Genomic DNA, 11,413 nt, shown 5'->3' on the forward strand with positions numbered 1-11,413 from the left:
GCAGGCCATTGCTGAAACGCAGGGTGCGCTCAATGCGGCCAGTCAGCGGCTGGCACCATGTCTGTCGCCTGGCATTCAGAAGGCCGTGCGGCATCTGAACAGCGCCACGCAGTTTCTCTGCAACGGCGTGCACCTGATCGAGCTGGAAGTGCAGATGAAGTTGGGCGAGTACTACGCCTTGCAGAGCGCCCACCTCCGGGAGTTGCAGCACAAGGCCAATGCGTCGATCGCCGAGGCACGAGACCGGATGCGTCGCAATATCGATGACTTCGAGTTTGGTTCGATGAAGGCCATGCGCAAGGTGCGGCCGATCATCCAACATGGGTTGATGAGCCTGGCCGTGCTTGACCCGCGGTTCACCAATACGATGATCAGCGTGACGGTGTGGGTCGAGGGCAAGGCCGAGGAAGTGCATGGGCGGTTGCTCAAGGAGGCCAGCATGGGGGTAACCCAGGCGAGCAGCGCGGCGGAGCTTGCCTTGGTGGATATCTCGGTGGCAGCGGGGACGCTGGAAACCGATGCGCGCAGGTTGTTGCACGGGATGAAGATCACGACGCAGCAGGCGGCCCGATTGGTTAGAACCGGTTTTTCCGGGTTGCGCGGGATCGCTGGCAGCTGGGAGGTCCTGCTGGCGATAGGCGGGTTGTATTTGCAGCAGGACAGTCTGGGCAGGAATCAGGACAAGGCGGAAGCGGAGATTGGGCCGAAGGCGTATGAGGCCAAGTTGGCGTTGCAAGGATCGTACTTGGGAGTGTTGGGAGGGCATATCGAACTGGTTGGGCTCATGTTGCGGGCAAGTGCCTATAAGGGTATGCCATGGGCCAAAGGTGCTACTGCCACAGGCGAGACCTTGATAAAGATCGGTGCTGTAATAGGCGCTGTCGTCGGGTTTGTTGAGGCAGCACAGGCAGTTTCTGCTGCTAAACGTGCATCGGCAGCAGGAGATGGTGCAGCAGCGATACGATACTGGTTGGCTGCAGGTTTTTACGGGGCCAGCGCCATTACCGTCGCTGGAACAGCATTAAGTTCCACTGTATGGGGACCCGTAGGCCTCGCTGTAGTGCTGGCGTTGACTGCCTATACGCTTAGCAAAAGCGCTGAAGAGAATGAGTCATCCGCTCTGGAACGGTGGGCCCGACGGTGCTGTTTTGGAAAGGCAGATGAGACGCCAGTCATTCACTGGAGAAGCCCGGAATACGCAGACATCGCATTTGCGGAGCTCAACGCCGCCACGCTAGGTGTACAGGCAGAACTCCACTTCGAAGCGAATCTGGTAAGCGACCCGGCCACTCCAAGGATCGGAGGGTTGACCGGTCTTGAACGGAAACAAAAAATAAAATTCAAGATAATCCTACCTCAGTACAAAGACGGAATGTCGGCATATCGGTGGTGCCTGACAGTCCATCGTCGAGGTGATGGCCAGTTCCCGGACTACACGGGAGGAGAGACGCTGGTTGTGGATGAGTTTCATGTACGTCGCTCAACTGGCTCTTCCAAGTCGGCCAGCTTCCCTGGCTTTTCTCCGCCTAGGCTGCCCGACTATAAAAGCGACTTTAATATTGATAAAAAGTACTCTTCTTTTTCGGAGGGTAATGACCGGTCCCAGTTGGCTATCTCAGGCCTTATAGAACTCATGCCGACAATTGGAGCGCACTCCATTGTCGCAGCAACATTGCTGGTAATGTACTGGCCGGACCGAGAAATTGAAAGTGCGTATATTGAGGTATGTAACCGGAGGGCAAATGACGACGCATGAGCCAAGAGTGCTAATGAGACGTGCGCCAGCCTGGCGCTACGATCTACCGAGCGCCCACGAAGCACCCACATCGCTCTTGAGTTTGAACGATATTAATCCGCCACCAAACCATGCTGATGATGTATACATGGAGTTGCCTCGATCTACAGTCCGTCTACGAGGTGTATTGGCCTTGCTTGGCATTCCGACACTGCTGTTCTTGTTTTTTGTAGCTGTACAAGTGTATTGGGGCCTCATTGATTACAGTCAGGCCTTCGGTTGGATTATGAAGCTAATCTTGATACTCGGGCCTCTAATCTGCATAGGGGTCGTCTTTTCATTTGTCCGGCTAGACTTGGCACTTCCACGAGACGAACCAATACGTTTTAATCGCTTGCGTCGAAAGATCTATGTTTATCAATTCAGATGCAACTACCTCTTCCTGTTCAGCCGCAAACACTGGGGCGTCAAACCGGTCGCCTACAACTGGGACGACGTAACCGCCGAAGTCTACCGAGTCTACGCTCCCGGCCACGGCGGCCTGATCGAAAACGTTATGCTATCGATACGCAACCCGGAAACCAACGAAGTCATCGACCGCGTCTTCTTCACCCACGACCTGTATCACGGCGAAGCCTACTGGGCGATCGCCCGGCTATTCATGCAGCAAGGCCCCGAAGCCCTGCCGAAGTTCGTGCACCCACCCCGTGACTGGAACGACGACGATGGCCTGAGCCACATGCATTGCCTGGCACCCAAGGTTCATTGGCCGGAGGACATGGATCGTGAATCTCGTACCGGGCCATCAGAAGGAGAAGCCCAATGAACCCTGTCGTACTGGTAGGCCATCGACATGTCTGCCCGCTGCATGGCATCAACCAGGTAGAAAGCGGCAGTGCCACGTACACCTTCAATGGCAGGGCGGTTGCCAGGGTGGGGGATCGGACCACGTGCGGCGCCGTGATCGAGAGCGGGGCTGAGCATTTCCTGGTCGAGGGCGCGGCCGTGGCGCGTAAAGGTGACCGGACGGATCACGGTGGTGTGCTGGAGGAGGGTGATGCTGGGTGGATGCTGGATTGATCAAATACCTCTTGTACAAGATCGGGCCCACAGATCTCTGTGCGGCTTTGGCAGTGAACACCAGCGCAGCCGGATGGGTTTGCTATCTCGGTGTTGACACCGAGTGCGCCGCGCCACCATTATCCAGCCATATCCACGCAACGGGCTTGCCGGCATGTCCATTTCCAACCACGCCATTTTCGCTTCGGGCTTTATCGCCCAGGCAGGCGCGTGCGTTGCCGTTGCCAAGAAATCCAAGAAACAGCCGCTCATCTGACCGAGGCGCGCTGTCTCGTCAGGTGGGCTGACGAGACAGAAGGCGCCAGGTATCCCTGCCAGACCACTTCGACTCTTCGCCCTGCTGACGCTGACTTTCGGTCAACATCAGGAGTTTTTGCATGTCGAATTTCCGTGGTATCTGGATCGCCCTCGTCACGCCAATGCGCGCCAATGAAATCGACTTCGCCGCCCTGGAAAAGCTGGTGAAGAAGCTGCTCGAAGAGGGTGTGGCCGGTTTTGTGGTATGCGGTACCACGGGCGAGGCAGCGGCGCTGTCCAAGGCCGAGCAACTGGCCGTGCTGGACGCTGTGCTGGCCTTGGTGGAACCGGGCAGGGTGGTGATGGGCCTGTCGGGCTACAACCTGCGCGAGCTGTTGGCTTTCCAGGCTGAAATCCAGCGGCGCGACATTGGCGGACTGCTGGTCCCTGCACCGTGCTACATCCGGCCTTCGCAGGCCGGCATCGAGGCGTTCTTCAGCACCGTGGCGGATGCCGCCAGCCTGCCGGTGATCGTCTACGACATCCCCTACCGCACCGGGGTACGCATCGAGCGTGAAACCCTGCGGCGCATCGTGCGCCACCCGCGCATCGCGGCGGTGAAGGACTGCGGCGGCGACAGCGAGACCACCATGGCCCTGATCCAGGACGGCCACGCCCAGGTGCTGGCCGGTGAGGACGTGCAGATCTTCAACAACCTGTGCCTGGGTGGCGCAGGGGCCATTTCGGCTTCGGCGCATGTACGCGCCGACCTGTACGTGCGCATGCTGCAGCAGGTCGACCATGGCGACTGGGTAGCCGCGCGCGGTACGTTCTACCAGTTGCTGCCGTGGATGAAGATGGCCTTTGCCGAGCCCAACCCGGCTGTGGTCAAGGCGGCCTTGCAGCTACAGGGGCTGATGAGCGACGAACTGCGAGAGCCCATGCAGCCGTGCACCGAGATGACCCGGGGCAAGCTGCAAGGCGTGCTGGATTCGCTCGGTGCTTGAGATAGAACGGCACATGACTCATTGAATCAGCAGGGCCCCTGTGGGAGCGGCTTTAGCCGCGAACACCGGCGCAGCCGGTGCCATGCACCGCGTTGGATTCTTCGCGGCTAAAGCCGCTCCCACAGGGTACGCGGATCGCTTGCTTCTGGGAGCGGCCTGGCCTCGCCAATCAGGATGTCTTCGAAAAACGCCCCGACCGGCTCGGTAGGGTGGCACAACTGGATCTCCAGCACCCACACCACTTCGCTCGGGACGATTTCCACCTCGGCCAGTTTGTCCTGCCCATACAGCACATGCGGGAAGTCGGCGATGCGATGCCCGGCCAGGTTGCGCTCCAGCTGCCAGCCTTTTGCCTGGGCACTGCGCTCGGCGAAGTCGTACAGTTCGCGCCCGGTCAGGCCACGGCCCCAGGCCTGGCGGGTTTCGTCGAACACTTCATGCAGTGCCTTGACGCAGGCGTGGTGCAGCTCGTGCTGGCCGAACACGAAGGTGTCGCCATAGTCGCCCTCATAGCCATCCCATACCGGGCCGACATCGACCACGACGATATCCGTGTTACGTAATACACGTTGCAGATCAATGCCTTGGCGCGGCGTGCGCACGGTGTCGTCGCCAAAGCGGATGTAGGTCGGGTGCCAGGTGTGCGATGCGCCCATTGCCTGCAAGGTTTGCCCGGCCATCTCCAGCGCCTGGGCGGTGGTCATGCCGACTTTCAGCTGGCTGGCGATCGCGGTCACGGCCCGTACCGACTGCTCGCGGGCAGCGAGCATGCCGTCCAGCGAGTAGCGCGGGCCGACTTTTTCCAGCTCCGGGTGCAATGGGCTGGCTGTTGAAGCCTCGGGCGCCAGTGCGCCGCTGGCAACGAAAGCCTCCGCGACAAAACGATGGGGCTGCAGGCCTGCTGCGAGGCACTGCTCGCGAACCTGGCTGATCATCGTGACATTGCCGCAGGCATAGACCTGGGTGTCGGCCCAGCGATGGGCCTGGGCCAGCGCCACCTGCTGCACGCGCGCCTGGTCCGCCAGCACCGGGTGCCAGCGAAAGTGAGCGTGTGCGCGGCTGGCCTGGTCGAGAAACTCACGGTCATAGAAGTCGGCGTCCGATCTGCCGCCCCAGTACAACGTGACCTCGGCATCACCTGCCAGGGCGGTCAGCAGCAATGGCTTGATGCCGGCGTAACCTGTGCCAGTGGCGAACAGCACCAGGGACCGCTGGTCCGCGTGCTGCCAGGTGCAGGCACCCACCGGCCCTTCAAGTTTCAAGCTGTCACCTGCTTGCAGGGTTGGCAGCAGGCGTTCGGTAAACAGGCCGCCGCTTACCTTGCGGATGTGAAACACCAGTTGCCCCTGGTCCTGGGCGGGCAGGTTGGCGATGGAAAAACAGCGGCTGTCGCCGTTGTCGAGCCGAAAGCGTACGTACTGGCCAGCCCGTACCGCCAACGGCTGTGCAGGTTGCAGCACCAGTTCGATGATATCGGTGCTCAGTTCGCGTTTGCCATGAACCTGCGCGTGGATTTCCAGCGTCTGGGTTTCCAGGGACCAGCCGGGGATTTCCAGGCGCATGTCGCTGCAGGCGTGGCTCTGGCACAGCAACATTTCGTCGGCGGCGAGGGGGTAGCAGGGCACGGGCATGTCTGCCGTCCGCTGCTTGTGCCGATACTGCCCCGACACCACCTTGACCTTGCACGACCCGCAGGCGCCGCGGCGGCAGGAGAAGGGCACCGGCAGGCCGCTGGCGAGCATGGCATCGAGCAGCAGCTCCTGGCTGGCGTCGAAGGTTTTGCCCGAGGGCGACAATTCGATGACGTGGCGGTTCTGCATGGGCACCTCGGGGCAAGTGGAGGTTCGATTGTTGCTATAGTCCAGGACCAGTAGAACCTCCAGTTTTGGTTAATTCACATGGTCCAGCTTCGCAAATGGCAGCCGCTGCTCAAGCTCGACGGGGCGCAGCCGCAGGCTTCGTACAGGCAGATCGTCGAGGGCCTGGTAGCCGCGATCTCCGAGGGCCGTTTGCGCCCCGGTACGCCGTTGCCCGGCACGCGGGAAATGGCGCAACTGCTGAACGTCAATCGCAAGACGGTGATCCTCGCCTATGAGGAAGCCGAGACCAAGGGCTGGCTGGAAAGCGTGCAGCGCCGCGGCACCTTCGTCAGTCGGCAGTTGGCGGCTGGCACCCTGGCCGAGCCCGACGCAGCGCAGCCCTTTGCCCTGGTGCTACAGGAGGAGCCTGCCGTTGCCTACTTCGCGGCCAACGAACAGGCTGCCGCGCAGCAGGATCGGCCGGGTGCGCTGTTCTTCGACAACGGTGCCTGTGACCACCGCCTGCTGCCGCAGACCGTTCTGCACCGTTATTACCGTAACGCCTTGCGCAACAGCTTTGCAGCCAACACCGTGCGCCATGGCAGTGCGTGCAGCAGCCACTCCCTGCGCAGCGCCTTGGCCGACATGCTGCGGCACAATCGCAGCCTGAACGTTGGCGCCGAGCATATCTGCCTGACCCAGGGCGTGCAGATGTCGCTGTACCTGGTGGGCAGCGTGCTGCTCAAGCCCGGTGACGTTGTGCTGGTCGAACGCCTGAGCTATCCGCCTGCGTGGGAGATCTTCCGCCAGCTGGGCGCCCGGCTGGTCACCGTGGACCTGGATGACGAGGGCTGCCGGGTCGAGCAGATCGATGCACTGTGCCGGCTGCACCAGGTGCGCATGCTGTACATCACTCCCCATCACCAGTTCCCGACCACGGTCAGCCTGCCTGCCGGGCGCCGACAGCAGTTGCTGGAGCTGGCGCGGCAGCATGACTTTTGCGTGGTCGAGGAAGATTACGACCATGAGTACCACTTCGCCGGGCGGCCTTACCTGCCGCTGGCCAGCGACCGTCAGCAGCGGCACGTGATCTACATTGGCTCATTGTCCAAGTCCCTGGGCAGTACGTTCCGTTGCAGTTTCATCGTGGCGCCGGCGGAGGTGGCTGCGGCGCTCGAACGCAGGGCGACGCTGACCCTGGGGCAGGGCGATGCGGTGATGCAGCAGATGCTGGCGGACTTGATCAATGATGGCGAGCTGAAAAAGCATTTGCGTAGGGTTGCCCGGGAGTATCGCCGGCGTCGAGAGACCCTGTTGGCTTGCTTGCACGATGCCTTTGGCGAGCAGGTAACCGTGCGCGAGCCGGAAGGTGGGCTGGCACTGTGGGTGAGGTTTGCTGACGGGATCGATGTGGATCAGTTGGTTGACAAGGCGTTGGAGTTGGACCTGGTGGTACGCAGTGGCCGGCAGTTTTCGCCGTTTGGTCATGCGGAAAATGCCCTGCGCCTCGGTTTCGCCTCGCTGGACATGGATGAAATCCGGCTGGCTACACAACGTTTGGCGCAAGCGGCGAAGGCGATTGCAACATCGGTCCCGTAGGCGCAACGGTCTTGCTCAAGCTCTGAAAGCTAGCGCATTCCCTGTGGGAGCGGGCATGCCCGCGAACACCGGCAACGCCGGTGCCATCCACCGCGTTACCTGATCAGGCTTGAGCGGGCTATTTGCGCTGCCACACTTCGCCTTGTTCGCTGACCACCCAGGGCCTGTCCGCGGCATTGATAAGCACTCCACCCACCCAGCGCTGCGCAGGGCTGTGGTCAAGCCAATGCGCCTGCCCCGCGAGCACCTGCTCGGCAAGTGCGGTCAGCCGCAACGGCCGTTGCGCCCAAGACTCGCCCGGGCCTTCCAGCAGCAGCGGGTGCGGTGCATGGATCAGGGGCTGCAGCAAAACATGGAACATCATGTCGCCCAGGTAAGGCAGCGGTTCATCCTGCATCATCAACTGGGCAAACACACGTCCGGCCGGCAGTTCGCCGCGTGACGCCAGAACGCGCAACAACAGGCGCTCGGTGAGGCTCAAGCCGTCGTTCGCCCCCGGTAGTTCCTGAAGTTGCCGCGCAAGGGCCCGGCCCAGCAACGGCAAGGCCGCATGCTGGATGCCCGCCAGGACAGCCCAGGCCCTTGGGTCAGGCGCGGTATAGGCTGCCCATGCCTGGCGGGCCAGAGCCAGCACGTCCTCACCCAACGCGCGACGTTGTGGCCATAGCCAGGCGAGCAGGTCCGGGGCCAGCTGGCCGATACCAATGAAGCGCTCGACGCCAGGTACCTGGGTGATTTCGATCAGCTCCAGACGGCGAGGCAGGCTGGGCAGGCTGGCGAGTACGCGGATCAGGAACAGCTGGTCGTAAGCGTCACCCTCGCACCACAGCACGATCTTGCTGTCGCTGTTCAACCCGGCCAGGGCGGTGCGCTGTGCCGCTTGTCGTTGCTCAACGTCCTGGGTGCTCAGGTTGAACGCCTGCTGTATGTAAGCGGCCCGAGCCTGCCAATACTGCTCCTCGGGCAGTGCGCAGACGGGCCCCATGACCATGGGGTCCTCGAACATCTGGAAGGCACCGGCAAAACCGGCCGTGCGCAAGCTGTGGGCGATGTCGTTGCCGCAGCGCCAATGCTGCACGGCTGCCTCGTCATCGGCGGTGAAGCCTGGGTGGCGTGCCGCGAAAGCGACAGCATCGGCATGGGCCTTGAGCTTGGGCCAGCTGGCAAAGCCGGCCTCGCGGGCCACCAGCCATTGGGTATCGGCAAGCCGGTAGTCAGGGCCAGGCAGGCCGAGCGCGCGTAGCTGCTCGCGAGTGTCGTCGGCCTCGTGGTTTTTCAGGGCGGTGAGCAAGCGTTTGGCGCGTTTGCGCAAGGCGGGCAGGTCTAGCAGGCCGTGGTGGCGGGATGCATTGATGGCGGGCATGCCAACTCCTTTGGGGCTCGGTCCGCCGACAAGCCGGGAGCTGGTATGGGAATGTGATGACGCATGGCTCGGGAAACCCCTTGGCGCGGACCGCAGGCGCAGCCAGCGCCCTGGCGCCGACTTTACCGGGTAATGCGCGTGGGTGCAAAGCAGGTCGATGGTGGCCGGACGCGCAGCGTCTGATCGCCGTCAGCGTGCAGCCGTCGGCAGCATGCCCGAGCGCTGGGCCTTGTGCGCGGCTTCTATCAGCTGCAGGTTGCGGCTGCGCAGTGCGTGATTGTTGCCAACACGCAGGTTGGAGCGAAGCGCCAGGGTTTCGGCCTGTTCATACTGCCCCTGCTGAAGGCGCAAAACGCCAAGGTAGTGCAGCGTTGCCGGGTTGTTCGGCTGAATGTGCAGCGCACGCTCCAGGGTGGCCGCCGCCTGGTCCAGTTGGCCGTCGGCATATTGTTGCGAGGCGGTTTCGATCAGCACCGTCGAGGCATTGTTGCTGCGTGCGGGCGCGTAGCGTTCGCCGGCCAGTGCGCCCTGTGCCGTGATTGCGCTGAACAACAGGAGCAGGGCTGACAGAACAGGTGTGCTGGGCATCGGCGGTAGACTCGGCAGGGCTTGGGCAAGCCCCTGGCTGGAGGGCGAGGGGATGCTATCGACCGAATTGGAGCGTTGAAGTTCCCGGCTGGTCGGCTTGTTGCCTGTTGCCCGGTCTTTGCCTCGACAACATCTGTTCGGTTACCGCCCATAACCGCACTCCGGCGCCTCAAGCCTGAGGCAGTACCTCCGATAGCAGCACACCCACCGTCGAATCATCGACCAGAAGTGGTGCCAACAAGGAGTACTGCCCGCATGCTTGCCAACCTGAAGATCCGCACCGGAATGTTCTGGGTGCTGTCGCTGTTCAGCGTGACCCTGCTGTTTTCCACCGTCAGTGCCTGGCGGGCGGCGGTAGGCAGTGACCAGCAGATCACCGAACTGGACCAGACCGCGCACCAGTCGGACCGGTTGAACAATGCGTTGCTGATGGCGATTCGCGCCAGTGCCAATGTGTCCTCGGGCTTCATCGAGCAGCTGGGTGGTCATGAGGAAAGCGCCAACAAGCGCATGGCGCTGTCGGTCGAGCTGAACGACAAGAGCCAGAAGCTGGTGGACGAGTTTGTCGAAAACGCCCGCGAGCCTGCGCTGCACGCACTGGCAACCGCGCTGCAGGTCACCTATGGCGATTATGCCAAGGCGGTCGCCGGGCAGCGTGAGGCAACCCGTCAACGTTCGCTCGAGCAGTATTTCAAGGTCAACACCGACGCCGGCAACGCCATGGGCCGGCTGCAGGCACTGCGTCAGCAACTGGTCGGCGCATTGAGTGAGCGCGGTCAGCAGATCATGCTGGAATCCGACCGGCGCCTGGCGCGTGCGCAATTGCTGAGCCTGGGGCTGCTGGGCGTGACGCTGTTGTTGGCGGCGCTGTGCTGGGCCTTTGTTGCCCAGCGCGTGCTGCACCCGCTGCGCGAAGCTGGCCGGCACTTCCAGCGCATTGCCGGTGGCGACCTGAGCGTGCCGGTGCAGGGGCAGGGCGGTAACGAGATCGGGCAGCTGTTCCATGAACTTGAACGCATGCAGCAGAGCCAGCGCGACACCTTGGGGCAGATCAGCAGCTGCGCCAGGCAACTGGACGCAGCCGCCACGGCGCTGAATACCGTCACCGAGGAAAGTGCCAACAACCTGCGCCAGCAGGGCCAGGAGCTGGAGCAGGCCGCCACCGCCGTCACCGAAATGACCACGGCCGTGGGGGAGGTTGCGCGCAATGCCATCACTACCTCGCAGACCACCAGCGAATCCAACCAGCTGGCAGCGCAAAGCCGCCGGCAAGTCAGTGACAACATCGACGGCACCGAGGCCATGACTCGTGAGATCCAGGCCAGCAGCGCGCATCTGCAGCAACTGGTCGGGCAGGTGCGGGACATCGGCAAGGTGCTGGAGGTGATTCGCTCGGTGTCCGAGCAAACCAACCTGCTGGCGCTCAATGCCGCCATCGAGGCCGCCCGTGCGGGCGAGGCCGGGCGCGGCTTTGCGGTGGTGGCGGATGAGGTGCGTACGTTGGCGTACCGTACGCAACAGTCGACCCAGGAAATCGAGCAGATGATCGGGCGCGTGCAGGCGGGTACCGAAGCGGCCGTGGCCTCGATGCAGGCCAGTACCAGCCGCGCCCAGTCGACGCTGGACGTGACCCTGGCTTCGGGGCAGGTGCTGGAGGGTATCTACAGTGCGATCGGCGAGATCAACGAGCGTAACCTGGTGATTGCCAGCGCAGCCGAAGAGCAGGCCCAGGTGGCGCGAGAGGTGGACCGCAACCTGCTGAACATTCGCGAGCTGTCGACATCCTCGGCAGCGGGGGCGCAGCAGACCAGTGAGGCGAGCAAGGCGTTATCAGGGTTGGTGGGGGAGATGACGGCGTTGGTGGGGCGGTTCAGGGTTTGAGGTCTGGCGGGCACCCGCGAACACCGGCGCAGCCGGTGCCATCCACCGCGTCGCCTGCTTCGCGGGTAAACCCGCTCCCACAGCGACCTCACCAGCTCAAGGAATGTGCTGTACCTGTGGGAGC

Annotated in this window: 10 protein-coding genes; 7 read left to right on the forward strand and 3 right to left on the reverse strand. The window is 62.5% G+C overall.

Going from position 1 to position 11,413, the window contains the following annotated elements; genetic code table 11:
* The 5 genes from B2790_RS17280 to dapA all read left to right on the forward strand — a co-directional run.
* On the forward strand, window positions 1-1,756 hold a 1,756-nt coding region (locus B2790_RS17280; protein WP_286919309.1), incomplete at its 5' end, for a T6SS effector BTH_I2691 family protein.
* Between the two features lie 265 nt (window positions 1,757-2,021).
* Window positions 2,022-2,561: a DUF6708 domain-containing protein gene (locus B2790_RS17285; protein ID WP_349681753.1), complete on the forward strand. Its 540-nt coding sequence runs from the start codon at window positions 2,022-2,024 to the stop codon at window positions 2,559-2,561.
* A complete protein-coding gene (locus B2790_RS17290; protein WP_025339593.1) occupies window positions 2,558-2,815 on the forward strand; it encodes a PAAR domain-containing protein in 258 nt (85 codons plus the stop codon). Before B2790_RS17285 ends, B2790_RS17290 begins: the two co-directional genes overlap by 4 nt.
* A 103-nt stretch (window positions 2,816-2,918) precedes the next feature.
* Window positions 2,919-3,071, forward strand: a complete 153-nt coding sequence (locus tag B2790_RS17295) for a hypothetical protein (protein WP_023661540.1) — start codon at window positions 2,919-2,921, stop codon at window positions 3,069-3,071.
* A gap of 121 nt (window positions 3,072-3,192) precedes the next feature.
* Window positions 3,193-4,059 (forward strand): 4-hydroxy-tetrahydrodipicolinate synthase, encoded by an 867-nt coding sequence (gene dapA / locus B2790_RS17300; protein WP_286919311.1) that lies wholly within the window; start codon window positions 3,193-3,195, stop codon window positions 4,057-4,059.
* A gap of 107 nt (window positions 4,060-4,166) precedes the next feature.
* Here dapA and B2790_RS17305 read toward each other — a convergent pair whose 3' ends face one another.
* Entirely contained in the window at window positions 4,167-5,879 is a 1,713-nt protein-coding gene (locus B2790_RS17305; RefSeq protein WP_286919312.1) for an NAD(P)H dependent flavin oxidoreductase family protein, read from the reverse strand.
* A 78-nt stretch (window positions 5,880-5,957) separates the two neighbouring features.
* Here B2790_RS17305 and B2790_RS17310 point away from each other — a divergent pair, with 78 nt between their 5' ends.
* Window positions 5,958-7,457: a PLP-dependent aminotransferase family protein gene (locus B2790_RS17310; RefSeq protein ID WP_286919313.1), complete on the forward strand. Its 1,500-nt coding sequence runs from the start codon at window positions 5,958-5,960 to the stop codon at window positions 7,455-7,457.
* 118 nt (window positions 7,458-7,575) lie between these two features.
* On the opposite strand, the gene B2790_RS17315 is transcribed toward B2790_RS17310, so the two are convergent.
* On the reverse strand, window positions 7,576-8,820 hold the full coding sequence (locus tag B2790_RS17315; RefSeq protein WP_286919314.1) for a DUF1835 domain-containing protein: 1,245 nt from the start codon (window positions 8,818-8,820) through the stop codon (window positions 7,576-7,578).
* 189 nt (window positions 8,821-9,009) lie between these two features.
* A complete protein-coding gene (locus B2790_RS17320; RefSeq protein WP_286919315.1) occupies window positions 9,010-9,408 on the reverse strand; it encodes a tetratricopeptide repeat protein in 399 nt (132 codons plus the stop codon).
* A 255-nt stretch (window positions 9,409-9,663) separates the two neighbouring features.
* Between B2790_RS17320 and B2790_RS17325 the strand changes: the two genes are divergently transcribed.
* A complete protein-coding gene (locus B2790_RS17325; protein WP_286919316.1) occupies window positions 9,664-11,289 on the forward strand; it encodes a methyl-accepting chemotaxis protein in 1,626 nt (541 codons plus the stop codon).
* The last annotated feature ends 124 nt before the right edge of the window (window positions 11,290-11,413 follow it).

The organism is Pseudomonas sp. UBA6753 (assembly GCF_002453565.1).
Taxonomy (GTDB): Bacteria; Pseudomonadota; Gammaproteobacteria; order Pseudomonadales; family Pseudomonadaceae; genus Aquipseudomonas; species Aquipseudomonas putida_Z.

Coding starts and splice junctions, on each gene's coding strand:
- B2790_RS17290 (WP_025339593.1), top strand. CDS start 2,558: ATGAACCCTGTCGTACTGGTAGGCCATCGACATGTCTGCCCGCTGCAT.
- B2790_RS17285 (WP_349681753.1), top strand. CDS start 2,022: ATGAAGCTAATCTTGATACTCGGGCCTCTAATCTGCATAGGGGTCGTC.
- B2790_RS17305 (WP_286919312.1), bottom strand. CDS start 5,879: ATGCAGAACCGCCACGTCATCGAATTGTCGCCCTCGGGCAAAACCTTC.
- B2790_RS17325 (WP_286919316.1), top strand. CDS start 9,664: ATGCTTGCCAACCTGAAGATCCGCACCGGAATGTTCTGGGTGCTGTCG.
- B2790_RS17315 (WP_286919314.1), bottom strand. CDS start 8,820: ATGCCCGCCATCAATGCATCCCGCCACCACGGCCTGCTAGACCTGCCC.
- dapA (WP_286919311.1), top strand. CDS start 3,193: ATGTCGAATTTCCGTGGTATCTGGATCGCCCTCGTCACGCCAATGCGC.
- B2790_RS17310 (WP_286919313.1), top strand. CDS start 5,958: ATGGTCCAGCTTCGCAAATGGCAGCCGCTGCTCAAGCTCGACGGGGCG.
- B2790_RS17320 (WP_286919315.1), bottom strand. CDS start 9,408: ATGCCCAGCACACCTGTTCTGTCAGCCCTGCTCCTGTTGTTCAGCGCA.